At 56.6% G+C, this 15,502-nt stretch carries 15 protein-coding genes and 2 tRNA genes; 5 read left to right on the top strand and 12 right to left on the bottom strand.

Features of this window, described 5'->3' with window-relative positions; all coding sequences use genetic code 11:
- Positions 1 to 31 precede the first annotated feature (31 nt).
- On the bottom strand, positions 32 to 2,056 hold the full coding sequence (rep, locus tag SPH27_RS21085) for a DNA helicase Rep (RefSeq protein WP_023333826.1): 2,025 nt from the start codon (positions 2,054 to 2,056) through the stop codon (positions 32 to 34).
- A gap of 112 nt (positions 2,057 to 2,168) precedes the next feature.
- Between rep and ppiC (SPH27_RS21080) the strand changes: the two genes are divergently transcribed.
- Positions 2,169 to 2,450: a peptidylprolyl isomerase PpiC gene (ppiC, locus tag SPH27_RS21080; protein ID WP_004886860.1), complete on the top strand. Its 282-nt coding sequence runs from the start codon at positions 2,169 to 2,171 to the stop codon at positions 2,448 to 2,450.
- 50 nt (positions 2,451 to 2,500) lie between these two features.
- Positions 2,501 to 2,782, top strand: a complete 282-nt coding sequence (gene ppiC / locus SPH27_RS21075) for a peptidylprolyl isomerase PpiC (protein ID WP_023309650.1) — start codon at positions 2,501 to 2,503, stop codon at positions 2,780 to 2,782.
- A gap of 93 nt (positions 2,783 to 2,875) precedes the next feature.
- Here the strand turns inward: ppiC (SPH27_RS21075) and ilvC are convergent, their stop codons facing one another.
- Positions 2,876 to 4,351 (bottom strand): ketol-acid reductoisomerase, encoded by a 1,476-nt coding sequence (gene ilvC, locus SPH27_RS21070; protein WP_023333828.1) that lies wholly within the window; start codon positions 4,349 to 4,351, stop codon positions 2,876 to 2,878.
- 152 nt (positions 4,352 to 4,503) lie between these two features.
- Here ilvC and ilvY point away from each other — a divergent pair, with 152 nt between their 5' ends.
- Positions 4,504 to 5,394 (top strand): HTH-type transcriptional activator IlvY, encoded by an 891-nt coding sequence (ilvY, locus tag SPH27_RS21065; protein WP_182072631.1) that lies wholly within the window; start codon positions 4,504 to 4,506, stop codon positions 5,392 to 5,394.
- Between the two features lie 45 nt (positions 5,395 to 5,439).
- Here ilvY and ilvA read toward each other — a convergent pair whose 3' ends face one another.
- From ilvA to ilvL, 7 genes are all read right to left on the bottom strand, one after another.
- On the bottom strand, positions 5,440 to 6,984 hold the full coding sequence (gene ilvA / locus SPH27_RS21060; RefSeq protein ID WP_096150382.1) for a threonine ammonia-lyase, biosynthetic: 1,545 nt from the start codon (positions 6,982 to 6,984) through the stop codon (positions 5,440 to 5,442).
- A 2-nt stretch (positions 6,985 to 6,986) separates the two neighbouring features.
- Positions 6,987 to 8,837, bottom strand: a complete 1,851-nt coding sequence (ilvD, locus tag SPH27_RS21055; RefSeq protein ID WP_033146918.1) for a dihydroxy-acid dehydratase — start codon at positions 8,835 to 8,837, stop codon at positions 6,987 to 6,989.
- Positions 8,838 to 8,897: 60 nt separating this feature from the next.
- Entirely contained in the window at positions 8,898 to 9,827 is a 930-nt protein-coding gene (ilvE, locus tag SPH27_RS21050; RefSeq protein ID WP_023326297.1) for a branched-chain-amino-acid transaminase, read from the bottom strand.
- An 18-nt stretch (positions 9,828 to 9,845) separates the two neighbouring features.
- A complete protein-coding gene (gene ilvM, locus SPH27_RS21045; protein WP_024907956.1) occupies positions 9,846 to 10,109 on the bottom strand; it encodes an acetolactate synthase 2 small subunit in 264 nt (87 codons plus the stop codon).
- Positions 10,106 to 11,752 carry an acetolactate synthase 2 catalytic subunit gene (ilvG, locus tag SPH27_RS21040; protein WP_182072633.1) on the bottom strand — a complete coding sequence of 549 codons (1,647 nt, stop codon included), beginning with the start codon at positions 11,750 to 11,752 and terminating at the stop codon, positions 10,106 to 10,108. The genes ilvM and ilvG overlap by 4 nt, the downstream gene beginning before the upstream one ends.
- A 2-nt stretch (positions 11,753 to 11,754) precedes the next feature.
- Positions 11,755 to 11,805 (bottom strand): peptide IlvX, encoded by a 51-nt coding sequence (ilvX, locus tag SPH27_RS21035; RefSeq protein ID WP_166792073.1) that lies wholly within the window; start codon positions 11,803 to 11,805, stop codon positions 11,755 to 11,757.
- An 86-nt stretch (positions 11,806 to 11,891) separates the two neighbouring features.
- Positions 11,892 to 11,990, bottom strand: coding sequence for an ilv operon leader peptide (ilvL, locus tag SPH27_RS21030; RefSeq protein ID WP_001311244.1), 99 nt, complete (start codon positions 11,988 to 11,990; stop codon positions 11,892 to 11,894).
- 341 nt (positions 11,991 to 12,331) lie between these two features.
- Here ilvL and SPH27_RS21025 point away from each other — a divergent pair, with 341 nt between their 5' ends.
- Positions 12,332 to 13,852 (top strand): YifB family Mg chelatase-like AAA ATPase, encoded by a 1,521-nt coding sequence (locus SPH27_RS21025; protein ID WP_039264268.1) that lies wholly within the window; start codon positions 12,332 to 12,334, stop codon positions 13,850 to 13,852.
- A gap of 30 nt (positions 13,853 to 13,882) precedes the next feature.
- On the opposite strand, the gene SPH27_RS21020 is transcribed toward SPH27_RS21025, so the two are convergent.
- Entirely contained in the window at positions 13,883 to 14,221 is a 339-nt protein-coding gene (locus SPH27_RS21020; RefSeq protein WP_023309658.1) for a DUF413 domain-containing protein, read from the bottom strand.
- 118 nt (positions 14,222 to 14,339) lie between these two features.
- Between SPH27_RS21020 and hdfR the strand changes: the two genes are divergently transcribed.
- Positions 14,340 to 15,161, top strand: a complete 822-nt coding sequence (gene hdfR, locus SPH27_RS21015) for an HTH-type transcriptional regulator HdfR (RefSeq protein WP_023309659.1) — start codon at positions 14,340 to 14,342, stop codon at positions 15,159 to 15,161.
- 97 nt (positions 15,162 to 15,258) lie between these two features.
- Here the strand turns inward: hdfR and SPH27_RS21010 are convergent.
- A tRNA-Trp gene (locus tag SPH27_RS21010) sits at positions 15,259 to 15,334 on the bottom strand.
- Between the two features lie 53 nt (positions 15,335 to 15,387).
- A tRNA-Asp gene (locus SPH27_RS21005) sits at positions 15,388 to 15,464 on the bottom strand.
- Positions 15,465 to 15,502 lie beyond the last annotated feature (38 nt).

The following is a 15,502-nucleotide window of genomic DNA, read 5'->3' as shown; positions in this document are numbered from 1 at the left end:
TCGCCTTACCCGGCCTACAACCCCTTCGAGCTCATCCTTTCTCTTTGGCTTTTGCCAGCATGGCGCGGATGTTCGCCACGTTAGCCTGTCCCTTGTGCATCCGCTCTTCTGCGGTAATCACTTTGCGCTCCTGTTCCCAGATCAGGTCATCCTGCGGCAGTTCCAGCAGGAAACGACTCGGCTCCGGGCGTACCAGTTCACCATACTGGCGGCGCTCTTTACACAGCGTAAACGTCAGCTCTTTCTGCGCGCGGGTGATCCCCACGTAGGCCAGACGGCGCTCCTCGTCGACGTTGTCTTCATCTATGCTGCTCTGGTGCGGCAACAATCCCTCTTCCATGCCGACCAGATACACATACGGAAACTCCAGCCCTTTTGACGCATGCAGCGTCATCAGCTGAACCTGATCGGCCTCTTCTTCGCTCTCGCCGCGCTCCATCATGTCGCGCAGGGTAAAGCGAGTGACCACCTGCGTCAGGGTCATTGGCTCGTCGATTTCAGAGCCCTCCAGCATTTCGGTCATCCAGCTGAAGAGCTGGTTAACGTTTTTCATGCGCATCTCAGCCGCCTTCGGGCTGGCCGAGGTTTCATATAGCCAGGACTCATAGTCGATGCCGTGAATGAGATCGCGCACTGCCGCCACCGGCTCCCGCTCCGCGAGACGCTGCACTTCGCCAAGCCAGTGGGTGAAGCGGGTTAACGAGTCATACCCGCGCCCGGTTAACGTCTGGCTCAGCCCCATGTCGAAGCTGGCGGTAAACATACTTTTATTGCGGGTCATCGCCCACTCGCCGAGCTTTTGCAGCGTCGCCGGGCCAATCTCGCGTTTAGGCGTATTCACTATGCGCAGAAACGCGCTGTCGTCATCCGGGTTAGTTAGCACCCGCAGATAGGCCAGCAGATCTTTGATTTCTGGTCGCGAGAAGAACGACGTGCCGCCCGAGATTTTGTACGGAATGCGGTTCTGCATCAGCATCTTTTCAAAGACGCGCGACTGGTGATTGCCGCGATAGAGGATCGCGTAATCCTTATATTCGGTTTTGTTGACGAAGTGGTGAGCGATGAGTTCGCCCGTCACACGCTCCGCTTCATGGTCCTCATTGTTGGCGCTGAGCACTTTCAGCTCCGTGCCGTAGCCCAGTTCGGAGAAGAGACGCTTCTCAAATACGTGCGGGTTATTGGCAATCAGGATGTTTGCCGCCTTCAGGATACGCCCGGAGGAGCGGTAGTTCTGCTCCAGCTTAATCACCTGCAGGGCCGGGAAATCTTTGCTCAGCAGCACCAGGTTTTGCGGGCGCGCGCCGCGCCAGGAGTAAATCGACTGGTCGTCGTCGCCTACCACGGTGAAACGCGCGCGCTGCCCCACCAGCAGCTTCACCAGCTCGTACTGGCTGGTGTTGGTGTCCTGATATTCATCCACCAGCAGGTAGCGGATTTTATTCTGCCAGCGCTCGCGCACCTCTTCATTGCGCTGTAGCAGCAGCGTGGGCAGCAGGATCAGATCGTCAAAGTCCAGCACGTTGCACGCTTTCATATGCGCATCGTACAGACCGTAGCAGTGGGCGAAAATCCGATCCCGTTCGCCTTTGGCGATCGCCGCAGCCTGGGCCGGCGTCATCAGATCGTTTTTCCAGTTCGAGATCGTCGAGATCAGCTGCTGCAACAGCACCTTGTCATCTTCGATCAGCCCCTCGGTGAGCTCTTTGAGCAGCGCCACCTGATCGGTATCGTCAAAAAGCGAGAAGTTGGACTTCATTCCCAGCGCCGCATACTCGCGTTTGATGATATCCAGCCCCAGCGTGTGGAAGGTGGAGATCATCAGGCCGCGCGCTTCTTTACGGCCCAGCGTCTGAGCGACGCGCTCTTTCATCTCGCGCGCCGCTTTATTGGTAAAGGTGACCGCCGCAATGTGTCGCGCCTGATATCCGCAGTTGTGGATCAAATGGGCAATTTTGTTGGTGATCACGCGGGTTTTACCCGAACCGGCCCCTGCCAGCACCAGGCATGGTCCAGTAACGAATTCGACCGCTTGTTGTTGTCCAGGGTTTAAACGCATGGGAGTGTTGCTCAATCTTCGAACGGGGTGTGGATTGTAGCAGAAAGCCGGGCGCAGATTTACCGGCTAATGATAAAGTGGAGAAATCGCGTTTAACCCGTAGAGCATAACCATGAAAAAGACCGCAGCAGCCCTGCATATTCTGGTAAAAGAAGAGAAACTGGCTCAGGAGATCCTGGCCAAGCTGGAGCGCGGCATCAGCTTTGATCATCTGGCGAAGCGTTACTCTAAATGCCCTTCCGGGCGCAATGGCGGGGATCTCGGCGAGTTTCAACAAGGTGCGATGGTCGGCCCGTTCGATCAGGCGGTCTTTAGCTGCCCGCTTTTGAAGCCCTACGGCCCGGTAAAAACCAAATTTGGCTACCATATCATTAAGGTGCTTTATCGCCGCTGACGCGTGGTATATTGCGCCCCGATTTATTTCAACCTATTCAAGGCACGATCATGGCAAAAACAGCAGCAGCAGTGCACATCCTCGTTAAAGAAGAGAAACTGGCTTTAGATCTTCTGGAGCAGATTAAAAACGGTGCCGACTTCGGCAAGCTGGCGAAGAAGCACTCCATCTGCCCGTCAGGCAAACGCGGCGGCGATCTGGGTGAGTTCCGCCAGGGCCAGATGGTTCCGGCGTTCGATAAAGTGGTGTTCTCCTGCCCGGTACTGGAGCCAACCGGCCCGCTGCACACGCAGTTCGGCTACCACATTATTAAAGTACTGTATCGGAAATAAACAGCAAGGCCTTCTCTAAGAGAAGGCCTTTAATGTTTGCCCCCTCTCCCCGTGGGAGAGGGCCGGGGTGAGGGCATCAGCCCGCACCAGGTGTTAACCCGCTACCGCGATACGCTTCATATCGGTCATGTAGCCACGCAGTTTGTGACCCACTTTCTCGATCTGGTGGCTGCGAATCGCTTCGTTCACATCACGCAGCTGCGCGTTATCCACTGCGCCTTCCGCAATCGCTTTACCCAGATCGCCCGTCTGCAGAGTGGTCATAAACTCTTTCAGCAGAGGTACGCAGGCGTAAGAGAACAGGTAGTTACCGTATTCTGCGGTATCAGAAATAACCACGTTCATTTCGTACAGACGCTTACGGGCGATGGTATTCGCGATCAGCGGCAGCTCGTGCAGAGATTCGTAGTACGCGGACTCTTCGATGATGCCGGAATCCACCATGGTTTCGAACGCCAGCTCAACGCCTGCTTTCACCATCGCGATCATCAGTACGCCTTTATCGAAGTACTCCTGCTCGCCGATTTTACCTTCATACTGTGGCGCGGTTTCGAACGCGGTTTTACCGGTCTCTTCACGCCAGGTCAGCAGGTTTTTATCGTCGTTTGCCCAGTCCGCCATCATGCCGGAAGAGAATTCACCGGAGATGATGTCGTCCATATGTTTCTGGAACAGCGGTGCCATGATGGTTTTCAGCTGTTCAGACAGCGCGTAAGCACGCAGTTTTGCCGGGTTGGACAGACGGTCCATCATCAGCGTAATACCGCCCTGCTTCAGCGCTTCGGTGATGGTTTCCCAGCCGAACTGAATCAGTTTTTCCGCGTAGGCCGGGTCGGTGCCTTCTTCCACCAGCTTGTCGAAGCACAGCAGAGAACCGGCCTGCAGCATACCGCACAGAATGGTCTGCTCACCCATCAGGTCAGATTTCACTTCGGCAACGAAGGAAGATTCCAGCACGCCCGCACGGTGGCCGCCGGTCGCCGCTGCCCACGCTTTGGCAATCGCCATGCCTTCGCCTTTCGGATCGTTTTCCGGGTGAACTGCGATAAGCGTCGGCACGCCGAAGCCACGTTTGTACTCTTCGCGTACTTCCGTACCCGGACATTTCGGTGCCACCATCACCACGGTGATGTCTTTACGGATCTGCTCGCCCACTTCAACGATGTTGAAGCCGTGGGAGTAACCCAGCGCGGCGCCGTCTTTCATCAGCGGCTGTACGGAACGCACTACGTCAGAGTGCTGCTTGTCCGGGGTCAGGTTAACTACCAGATCCGCCTGCGGGATCAGCTCTTCGTAGGTACCCACTTTGAAGCCGTTTTCGGTCGCTTTGCGCCAGGAAGCACGCTTCTCAGCAATCGCTTCTTTACGCAGGGCGTAGGAGATATCCAGACCGGAGTCACGCATGTTCAGGCCCTGGTTCAGACCCTGTGCGCCACAGCCGACGATGACCACTTTTTTACCCTGAAGGTAGCTCGCGCCATCGGCAAATTCGTCGCGCGCCATGAAGCGGCATTTGCCCAGCTGCGCCAGCTGCTGGCGCAAGTTCAGTGTATTAAAGTAGTTAGCCATGGGTGATACCTCGTGATGTTGTGTGTCTTATTGTTCGGTTCGCGTTTCAGCGAGAATGTACCCACATTACAACAGGAAATTTATTGCGGAAATTGATATATTCACAACGTCATATTGCAATTTTTGCAATGTAAAAAGAGGGAGTGGAATCGGTGGATTTACGCGATCTGAAAATGTTCCTGCACCTGGCGGAAAGCCGCCATTTTGGCCGCAGCGCCCGGGCGATGCACGTTAGCCCCTCCACGCTTTCACGCCAGATCCAGCGCCTTGAGGAGGACCTCGGCCAGCCGCTGTTCGTGCGCGATAACCGCGCCGTCACCCTCACGGAAGCGGGTGAAGAGCTGCGCATTTTTGCCCAGCAGACGCTGCTACAGTACCAGCAGCTGCGACACTCAATTGACCAGCAGGGGCCGTCGCTTTCCGGCGAGCTGCATATTTTCTGCTCCGTGACCGCCGCCTATAGCCATCTGCCGCCCATCCTTGACCGCTTCCGCGCGGCGCATCCGTCGGTTGAAATTAAGCTCACCACCGGCGACGCCTCCGACGCAATGGAAAAAGTGGTGACGGGCGAAGCGGATCTCGCCATTGCCGGGAAACCCGAAACCCTGCCGGGCGCGGTGGCATTCTCAATGCTGGAGAATCTGGCGGTGGTGCTGATTGCCCCGGCGCTGCCCTGCCCGGTGCGCAACCAGGTGTCGGTGGAAAAACCGGACTGGTCGACGGTGCCGTTTATCATGGCCGATCAGGGGCCGGTGCGCCGCCGCATCGAGCTGTGGTTCCGCCGTCAGAAAATCAGCAACCCGTCGATTTACGCCACGGTCAGCGGCCATGAGGCGATGGTGTCGATGGTGGCGCTGGGCTGCGGCGTGGCGCTGCTGCCGGAAGTGGTGCTGGAAAACAGCCCCGAACCGGTGCGCAATCGCGTGATGATTCTGGAGCGCAGCGACGAGAAGACGCCGTTTGAGCTTGGCGTGTGCGCACAAAAAAAGCGGCTGCATGAGCCGCTTATTGATGCGTTCTGGACGATATTGCCGAACCACTAAAGCCGGGTGGCGCTGCACTTACCCGGCCTACACGCAGCTCAACCCTTAGCCTGCGAGGAAGAAGCGGAACGCCGGGTTATGGGTTTCGTCGTGACACTCATAGCCCAGCTCGTTCAGCCGCGTTTCGAAATCCGGCTCGTGCTCGCCCAGTTCAAACGCCGCCAGCACGCGGCCGTAGTCGGTGCCGTGGCTACGGTAGTGGAACAGAGAGATGTTCCAGTGCGTGCCCAGCGTGTGCAGGAACTTGAGCAACGCGCCCGGCGATTCCGGAAACTCGAAGCTGAACAGACGTTCCTTAAGCGGCTTCGATGGACGCCCGCCGACCATGTAGCGCACGTGCAGCTTCGCCATCTCATCGTCAGAGAGATCGACCACGCTGTAGCCGCCCTCATGCAGCAGGTTGAGGATCTCTTTGCGCTCCTCCACGCCGCGGCTCAGACGCACGCCGACAAAAATGCAGGCGTCTTTGGCATCGGCAAAACGGTAGTTAAATTCCGTCACCGAACGGCCGCCCAGCAGCTGGCAGAACTTCAGGAAGCTGCCCTTCTCTTCAGGAATCGTCACCGCCAGCAGCGCTTCCCGCTGTTCCCCCAGCTCGCAGCGCTCGGAAACGTAGCGCAGACCGTGGAAGTTCACGTTCGCTCCAGACAGCACGTGCGCCAGCCTCTCGCCGCGAATGTTGTGCTGCGCGATGTATTTTTTCATCCCCGCCAGCGCCAGCGCGCCTGACGGTTCCGCCACCGCGCGCACATCCTCGAACAGATCTTTCATCGCCGCGCAGATAGCATCGCTATCAACCGTGACGATATCGTCGAGATACTCCTGGCACAGGCGGAAGGTTTCGTCCCCAATGCGCTTCACCGCCACGCCCTCGGCAAACAGCCCGACGCGCGGCAGGTCCACCGGATGCCCGGCATCCAGCGCCGCTTTCAGGCAGGCAGAGTCTTCCGCTTCAACGGCAATGACTTTGATCTGCGGCATCAGCTGTTTGATCAGCACCGCCACGCCTGCGGCCAGGCCACCGCCGCCTACCGGGACGAAGACGCGGTCGAGATGGGCATCCTGCTGCAGCAGTTCCAGCGCCAGCGTGCCCTGCCCGGCAATCACCATCGGATGATCGAACGGCGGCACCCAGGTAAAGCCCTGCTGCTGCGCCAGTTCAATCGCTTTGGCTTTGGCTTCGTCAAAGTTGGCGCCGTGGAGCAGCACTTCGCCGCCGAAACCGCGCACCGCGTCGACTTTGATATCTGCGGTAGCGACCGGCATCACGATCAGCGCCTTCAGCCCCAGACGAGCAGACGAGAACGCCACGCCCTGGGCGTGGTTGCCCGCAGACGCGGTAATCACGCCACGCGCTTTCTGCTCGTCGGTCAGCCCGGCCATCATCGCGTAGGCGCCGCGCAGCTTAAAGCTGTGCACCGGCTGACGGTCTTCGCGCTTGACCAGAATGACGTTGTCGAGGCGCGAAGAGAGTTTTTCCATTTTCTGCAGGGGCGTAACCTGCACGGCTTCATAGACCGGCGCGCGTAGCACCGCTCTCAGGTATTCCGCCCCCTCAGGGGCGGCGGATAAGGGTTGTGACTCGGCCATCATTAGCCCCCAAGTTTAGATTTATCGCGCACCGCGCCTTTATCTGCACTGGTGGCAAGACTCGCGTAGGCGCGCAGGGCGAAGGAGACTTCACGCTGGCGGTCTTTCGGCGTCCAGGCTTTGTCGCCGCGGGCTTCCTGCGCTTCACGACGGGCCGCAATTTCCTGGTCGCTCAGCTTCAGCTGAATGCCGCGATTCGGAATGTCGATTTCGATCAGGTCGCCATCTTCGATGATGGCGATGTTGCCGCCGCTTGCCGCTTCCGGCGAAACGTGGCCGATAGAGAGGCCGGAGGTGCCGCCGGAGAAACGCCCGTCGGTGATCAGCGCACACGCTTTACCGAGTCCCATGGATTTCAGGAAGGTGGTTGGGTAGAGCATCTCCTGCATGCCCGGGCCGCCTTTCGGCCCTTCGTAGCGAATGACAACCACGTCGCCTTCCACCACTTTGCCACCGAGGATGGCGTCTACCGCTTCATCCTGGCTTTCGTATACCTTCGCCGGACCGGTGAATTTCAGGATGCTGTCGTCCACGCCTGCGGTTTTCACGATGCAGCCGTTTTCCGCGAAGTTACCGTACAGCACGGCCAGACCGCCGTCTTTGCTATAGGCATGTTCCAGCGAGCGGATGCAGCCTTCGGCGCGGTCATCGTCCAGGGTATCCCAGCGACAGTCCTGCGAGAACGCCTGGGTGGTACGGATACCGGCAGGACCGGCGCGGAACATCTTTTTCACCGCGTCGTCTTTGGTCAGCATCACGTCGTACTGGTCCAGCGACTCCGGCAGCGTCAGGCCGAGCACGTTTTTCACGTCACGGTTCAGCAGCCCGGCGCGATCCAGCTCGCCCAAAATGCCCAGCACGCCGCCCGCGCGGTGTACGTCTTCCATATGGTACTTCTGGGTACTCGGCGCGACTTTACACAGCTGCGGGACTTTGCGGGACAGCTTGTCGATGTCGCTCATGGTGAAGTCGATTTCGGCTTCCTGCGCGGCAGCCAGCAGGTGCAGAACGGTGTTGGTGGAGCCGCCCATGGCGATATCCAGCGTCATGGCGTTTTCGAACGCGGCTTTACTGGCAATGTTGCGCGGCAGCGCGCTGGCGTCGTCCTGCTCGTAGTAGCGTTTGGTCAGCTCAACGATGCGCTTACCGGCGTTGAGGAACAGCTGCTTACGGTCGGCATGGGTCGCCAGCAGCGAGCCGTTGCCCGGCTGAGAAAGGCCCAGCGCTTCGGTCAGGCAGTTCATGGAGTTGGCGGTGAACATACCGGAACAGGAGCCGCAGGTCGGACACGCGGAGCGTTCCACCTGGTCACTCTGCTCGTCAGAAACTTTCGGGTCCGCGCCCTGGATCATCGCATCAACCAGGTCGAGCTTGATGATTTTGTCGGAGAGCTTGGTTTTCCCCGCTTCCATCGGGCCGCCGGAGACGAAGATCACCGGAATGTTCAGGCGCAGGGAGGCCATCAGCATCCCCGGGGTGATTTTGTCGCAGTTGGAGATGCAGACCATCGCATCGGCGCAGTGGGCGTTAACCATATATTCTACGGAGTCGGCGATCAGCTCGCGCGACGGCAGTGAATAGAGCATGCCCCCGTGCCCCATCGCGATACCGTCATCCACCGCAATGGTGTTGAACTCTTTCGCCACGCCGCCGGAGGCTTCGATTTGCTCGGCAACCAGCTTACCGAGATCGCGCAGGTGCACGTGGCCCGGTACAAACTGGGTGAAGGAGTTCACCACGGCGATAATCGGCTTGCCGAAATCGGCGTCGGTCATTCCGGTGGCGCGCCACAGGGCGCGGGCTCCCGCCATATTACGGCCGTGGGTGGTGGTGGCTGAACGATACTTAGGCATGCTTTATTGACTCCCGTCTGACTATTTAATGGGACGGTGCGTGCCGTCCCAAATTTATGCTTAGTGATTAACCTGATCCAACCAGCCGTATTTATCTTCTGTCTCGCCGGTGAAGAGGCCGAAGAACGCTTGCTGAATACGTTTGGTGACCGGGCCACAGCGGCCTTCGCCCACCTGGATACCGTCTACGCTGCGTACCGGCGTGATTTCAGCCGCAGTACCGGACATAAACACTTCATCCGCCAGATACAGGGATTCGCGGGACAGCACCTGCTCGCGCACTTCGATACCCAGATCTTTCGCCAGCTTGATGATGGCGTCGCGGGTGATGCCCGGCAGCGCGGACGAGGTGAACGGCGGCGTGAACAAAATGCCGTCTTTCACTTCAAACAGGTTTTCACCCGCACCTTCAGAGATGTAGCCATTCACATCCAGGGCGATACCTTCCTGATAGCCGTGGCGGCGCGCTTCGCTACCGACCAGCAATGAGGAGAGATAGTTACCGCCCGCTTTCGCGGCGGTCGGGATGGTGTTTGGCGCCACGCGGTTCCAGGAAGAGACCATTGCGTCGATCCCCTGCTCCAGGGCTTCTGCACCCAGGTAGGCACCCCATGGGAACGCGGCAATGATCACATCGGTGTTATAACCGGCTGGCGGGTTCACGCCCATACCGACGTCGCCCACAAACACCAGTGGACGAATATAGGCGCTGGTCAGGTTGTTTTTACGGATCACGTCGCGGCAGGCTTCCATCAGCTCGTCAACGCTTTGTGAAACCGGGAAACGATAAATTTTGGCTGAGTCATGCAGACGCTGCATATGTTCACGATGGCGGAACACCACTGGCCCTTTGTGAGAATCGTAGCAGCGGATGCCTTCAAATACGGAGGTACCGTAGTGCAGCGCGTGGGACATCACGTGGACCTTCGCGTCCTCCCAGCGAACCATCTCACCGTTGAACCAAATGTAATCAGCTTTTTTTGTCGTCATTTTTTCGTCCTGTCACGCTTAAGCGCGGATTTGTTGTGATGTGGTTGTGCTCTGGCAGATGGCAACATGGGCAACGTCTACCAGCTTTGATAACTGACTAAACAGTAAGTCGACCGACCGCGGGCTGGCAACGGTTAATTCGATACTGATATTCCGGGCGTCAGTGGCCGTCTCCATATTCATAGAGCAAATCTGAAAACCACGATGACGCACCACACGCAAAACGCGTTCTAAGGTTTCCGGGTTGAAGCGAGCCTGTACGGCGACCTGATGCTGCATCATGATAATTTCTCCATCATTTGTGAGTTACTGGCACCAGGCGGTACCAACGGCCAGACGTTCTCGAGTTCGTCGATTGAGACATGAAGCAGGTAAGGCCCATCGCTGTTCAGCATGGTGTCGAGCGCCGCTTCAACCTGATCTTTACGGGTGATGTGCTGACCAGGGATGCCGAAGGCGCTGGCCAGGGTGAGGAAATCGGGGTTATCGGTGAGAGTCGTTTCGCTGTAGCGCTCCTGGAAGAACAGCTGTTGCCACTGGCGAACCATCCCTAAACGCTGGTTGTCGAGCAACACGATCTTGAGCGGCAACTGCTTGCGCTTAACGGTGCCGAGCTCCTGAACGTTCATCATGAAGGAGCCGTCACCGGAGATACAGATAACGGTATCGTTCGGGCGGGCAACCTGCGCGCCAACGGCTGCCGGCAGACCGAAGCCCATCGTCCCTAACCCGCTGGAGGTGATGAAGTTTTCCGGACGGGTGTAGGTCATGTGCTGCGCGGACCACATCTGGTGCTGGCCTACGTCGGTGGTGACGACGCTGTCAGCCGGTTTACGGTCGGACAACTGCTTCAACAGCAGCGGCGCGTAGATGGCCTCGCCGGGGTGGTCGTAACGCCAGGCGTGCTCGGCGCGCATATCAGCGGTGTGCTGACGCCATGCGCTGATATCCAGCGGCTGCTGCAATGCCGGTAACAGCGCGTTGAGATCGCCCTGCAAGGCGACATGCGCCTGACGCAGCTTGTTCATCTCCGCCGGGTCGATATCCATATGGATGACTTTGGCGTTCGGCGCAAAGGTATTCAGCTTGCCGGTGACGCGGTCGTCAAAACGGGCACCTACGGCGATGAGCAGATCGCACTCCTGCACCGCCAGATTTGCCGCTTTGGTGCCGTGCATCCCCAGCATGCCCAGATAGTAGGGGTAATCCGCGTCGACTGCACCGAGACCTTTCAGCGTGCAGGTCGCTGGCATCTGCGTTGTTGCGATAAATTCGCGCAGGGCAGGAACGGCCTGCGCCATGCCTACGCCACCGCCGACGTACAGCATCGGCTGTTTCGCCTGGGCCAGCATCTGACGGGCCTCTTCAACTTCCGCTTCCGGAAAGGCATCGTCGCTTTCAACGGTAGAGAAGTGCGGTTCCAGATCGCCGAGAGCCATCTGGATATCTTTCGGGATATCAACCAGAACCGGACCGGGACGACCGGAGTTTGCCACGTCGAACGCTTCTGCCATTACGCGCGGCAGCTCTTCCAGAGACTGGACGAGGAAGCTGTGTTTGGTGCAGGCCAGCGATAAACCGAGGACGTCAACTTCCTGGAAAGCATCGGTACCGATGAACGGCGACGCCACCTGCCCGGTGATGGCGACAACGGGAACGGAATCCAGCAGCGCGTCAGCCAGGCCGGTGATCAGGTTCGTTGCGCCCGGGCCTGAAGTCGCCATACACACGCCGGTTTTACCGGTCGCGCGGGCATAACCGATGGCTGCCATCGCTGCGCCCTGCTCGTGTCGGCACAAGAGATGTTCCACGCCGCCGTCATACAGTGCATCGTAAATCGGCATAATTGCGCCACCCGGATAACCGAATACGGTTTCGACTCCCTGCGCGCGCAACGCATGTACTACCCACTGTGCCCCATTCATAGTTAGTTCCCCGTCATAAATCGGGAGAAACAGAATTTTGTGCTAGTCGTCATTCTCTGCTCCTCATTTACGTTTTTTAGTCATAAAAAAACCCCCGGACCTTTCGGTGCGGGGGTCTTAGTTCGTTAAGGCTTGATTTCTAAGCCTTTCCTCGTCCAAGTGCAGCCCCGCACGGTGGGATAATAATCACCACCACGCTAATCACGACCAGGCTAATCACTCGTAGAAGGGCTGTCATTTTCAGTTCTTTTTGCATCTTGTTCGAAGGAATACCTAAAGAGTTATCACAGTTTTTAAATCAAACACAAGATTTATTTATGACGGATTTGATTAGGCTGCGAATCATATTTCTTAAAACCGTTGTTTTATATACGGAAATTAGAAAATGAATATTTTTCATTTTTTTACTGTCGGTCTTAGCGTCAAAACGGGGCTTTTTACATTCTACGAGAAGGCTTCCACGGTTATGCAAGGGTTTCATTGTGTGTTTAAAATCTCTGAACAGGCGGCGTAAATTCGCAAAATGACGCTAAACAGACAAAACAGGCGCTGGCATAGTCACACCAGGAGGTAGTGCAAATGTCACTGTCAGTTGTTTATACGCGTGCGGCTCTCGGGGTAAAGGCACCGCTTATTTCCGTCGAGGTTCATTTGAGCAATGGGCTACCCGGACTCACGCTTGTCGGGTTACCTGAAACGACGGTTAAAGAGGCCAGGGATCGCGTTCGCAGCGCAATAATAAATAGCGGTTATACCTTCCCCGCGAAGAAGATCACTATCAACCTTGCCCCCGCCGATCTGCCTAAAGAGGGGGGACGATACGATTTACCTATCGCAATTGCCCTTCTCGCGGCTTCTGAGCAGCTTAATACGACACGGCTAGGCTCGTATGAGTTCGTTGGCGAACTCGCGCTCACAGGCGCGTTAAGAGGCGTTCCCGGTGCGATATCGGGAGCCCTTGAAGCCATACGAGCAGGGCGGCAAATCATTGTCGCCAATGAAAACGCATCAGAAGTGAGTCTTATCGCCGAGAAGGGGTGTCTCGTCGCGGGGCATTTACAGGAAGTTTGTGCCTGGCTGGAAGGACGACATGAACTGTCCGAGCCGGAGGAGTGTGATGATGTTATAGCGGATGCTCCAGAGGATCTCAGCGAGATTATGGGACAGGAGCAAGGGAAACGGGCGCTGGAGATTACGGCTGCAGGTGGACACAATCTTCTGTTAATTGGGCCGCCAGGTACGGGTAAAACCATGCTGGCAAGCAGGTTGAGTGGGTTACTTCCACCGCTCAATAATCATGAAGCGCTGGAAAGCGCCGCCATATATAGCCTTATCAGTTCGACGTCGTTGCAAAAACAGTGGCGCCGTCGTCCTTTTCGTTCCCCGCATCATAGCGCTTCACTGACGGCAATGGTCGGCGGCGGGGCGATTCCGGGGCCGGGAGAGATCTCGCTGGCACACAATGGCATTCTGTTTCTTGATGAACTGCCTGAATTTGAGCGCCGTGTGCTGGATGCACTGAGGGAGCCCATTGAATCCGGTGAGATACATATCTCACGCACGAGAGCCAAAATAAGCTATCCCGCACAGTTTCAGCTGGTCGCGGCGATGAATCCCAGCCCGACGGGTCACTACCAGGGCAACCATAACCGCTGTACACCAGAGCAAACGTTGCGCTATCTGGGTAAGTTATCCGGCCCGTTCCTCGACCGTTTCGATTTATCCCTCGAAATTCCCCTTCCCCCGCCGGGTCTGCTCAGGCAAACGGGCATAACGGGTGAAAGCTCAGCGGAGGTACGCGAACGGGTGATTGCTGCTCAGACGCGGCAGTACGCTCGTCAGAACAGGCTGAATGCGCGGCTGGATAATGCCGGGATCCGGCAGTTTTGTTCACTTAACGTTGAGGATGCGGGATGGCTGGAGGAGACGTTAACGCGGTTCGGGCTGTCCATACGTGCGTGGCAGCGTTTGCTGAAGGTGGCCAGAACTATTGCTGACGTAGAGGGGTGCAATGACATTGAGAGGAAACATTTGCAGGAGGCGCTGAGCTACCGCGCTATCGATCGTTTGCTGCTGCATTTGCAGAAATTGCTGGCATAAAAAAAGGGGCCGTAGCCCCTTCTCTTCATTTTAGTCATCAGACTCGGTGTAGTCTTCTGCACCTTCCATCTGCGGCTTGCCGCCAGACAGCGTATGGAAGCGCTTTGGACGCTTAATGCGCGCCATGTACTTAATCCATACGCGTTCCGCTTCAGACTCCGGCTCACGCTCACCACGGCAAACAGAAACAAACTGTTTCTCGTCTTCGGTAGCAGGTTCACGCTTCCCCAGATCCAGCTCGTTAAAGGCATAACCATGGCGCTCAAGCAGTTGAGCTTCTTTGATGGTGAAATCGCCGTGACGAGAGAACCCGCGCGGATAATGTTTATTGTCGAAAAAACGATTAGTCGTCGTAAAGCTTTCCGCCATCCTACACGCTCCTAATTCTTTGGCCGAGCTATTTATGGCGCGGAGTATTAGTTACGCTTGACAGAGTGTAAAACAAAACATTTAAATCATAACGACAAATAATTTTGCGGAGAAAGATGTGGATACGGAATTGCTTAAAACTTTCCTTGAAGTGAGCAGAACACGCCACTTTGGGCGAGCAGCTGAAGCCCTTTACCTGACGCAGTCAGCAGTCAGTTTTCGTATTCGACAGCTGGAAAATCAACTGGGTGTGAATCTTTTTACCCGCCATCGCAACAATATTCGCTTAACGCCTGCCGGTGAGAAACTGCTGCCGTATGCAGAAACGCTCATGAATACCTGGCAGGCAGCACGTAAAGAGGTGGCACATACTTCGAGGCATAATGAATTCTCGATAGGGGCAAGCGCTTCTCTGTGGGAATGCATGCTAAGTCAGTGGCTTACCAGGCTGTATCATTCACACGGCCACCTGCAATTTGAAGCCAGGATTGCGCAACGGCAGTCGCTGGTTAAGCAACTTCATGAACGCCAGCTTGATCTTCTGATCACAACCGAAGCCCCCAAGATGGACGAATTTAGCAGCCAGATTGTGGGCCAGTTTGGCCTGGCACTTTATGCGTCCGAACCTTCGATGATGAAGGCAGACCTGACCTATTTACGCCTGGAATGGGGACCGGATTTTCAGCAGCACGAGACGGGACTGATTGCACCTGATGATGTTCCGCAGTTAACGACCAGCTCGGCAGAGATCGCCTGTCAGCAGCTGCCTCTGCTAAAAGGTTGTACCTGGTTACCTGTTCGCTGGGCAGACACTAAAGCAGGGCTGCACACCGTGATGGATTCCACCACGCTTACCAGGCCGCTGTATGCAATTTGGCTGCAAAACAGTGATAAGCAATCTCAGATAAAAGATCTTTTAAAAATCAATGTAATGGATTGATGCATCAGCCAGCAGGGATGCTGGCTGAAATTGAGAAGAGAATTATCTGCCGTGTTTCAGGCAAAAAAAATCCTTTGCCGAAGCAAAGGATTCTATATGGCAGGGGCGGAGAGACTCGAACTCGCGACACCCGGTTTTGGAGACCGGTGCTCTACCAACTGAGCTACGCCCCTAAAGTTTTTTGCCATTAAGCCTGCCAACAAGGCAGGCTTAATGTCTTAATAAGTGGCGGAACGGACGGGACTCGAACCCGCGACCCCCTGCGTGACAGGCAGGTATTCTAACCGACTGAACTACCGCTCCACCGAAGACTGCTGTAACCACCGGATTTATGCACCGGC

It is taken from the genome of Enterobacter sp. A103, assembly GCF_034427535.1.
GTDB classification, from domain to species: Bacteria; Pseudomonadota; Gammaproteobacteria; order Enterobacterales; family Enterobacteriaceae; genus Enterobacter; species Enterobacter asburiae_B.
The sequence above is the reverse complement of the archived record's forward strand: the minus strand, read 5'-3'. Positions and strand labels throughout refer to the sequence as shown.

Excerpts from the sequence above, each read along its gene's own strand:
- ilvM (WP_024907956.1), bottom strand. The coding sequence starts at position 10,109 with ATGATGCAGCATCAGGTCGCCGTACAGGCTCGCTTCAACCCGGAAACC.
- ppiC (WP_023309650.1), top strand. The coding sequence starts at position 2,501 with ATGGCAAAAACAGCAGCAGCAGTGCACATCCTCGTTAAAGAAGAGAAA.
- ilvA (WP_096150382.1), bottom strand. The coding sequence starts at position 6,984 with ATGGCCGAGTCACAACCCTTATCCGCCGCCCCTGAGGGGGCGGAATAC.
- ppiC (WP_004886860.1), top strand. The coding sequence starts at position 2,169 with ATGAAAAAGACCGCAGCAGCCCTGCATATTCTGGTAAAAGAAGAGAAA.
- SPH27_RS21020 (WP_023309658.1), bottom strand. The coding sequence starts at position 14,221 with ATGGCGGAAAGCTTTACGACGACTAATCGTTTTTTCGACAATAAACAT.
- ilvG (WP_182072633.1), bottom strand. The coding sequence starts at position 11,752 with ATGAATGGGGCACAGTGGGTAGTACATGCGTTGCGCGCGCAGGGAGTC.
- ilvL (WP_001311244.1), bottom strand. The coding sequence starts at position 11,990 with ATGACAGCCCTTCTACGAGTGATTAGCCTGGTCGTGATTAGCGTGGTG.
- rep (WP_023333826.1), bottom strand. The coding sequence starts at position 2,056 with ATGCGTTTAAACCCTGGACAACAACAAGCGGTCGAATTCGTTACTGGA.
- SPH27_RS21025 (WP_039264268.1), top strand. The coding sequence starts at position 12,332 with ATGTCACTGTCAGTTGTTTATACGCGTGCGGCTCTCGGGGTAAAGGCA.
- ilvD (WP_033146918.1), bottom strand. The coding sequence starts at position 8,837 with ATGCCTAAGTATCGTTCAGCCACCACCACCCACGGCCGTAATATGGCG.
- ilvC (WP_023333828.1), bottom strand. The coding sequence starts at position 4,351 with ATGGCTAACTACTTTAATACACTGAACTTGCGCCAGCAGCTGGCGCAG.
- ilvE (WP_023326297.1), bottom strand. The coding sequence starts at position 9,827 with ATGACGACAAAAAAAGCTGATTACATTTGGTTCAACGGTGAGATGGTT.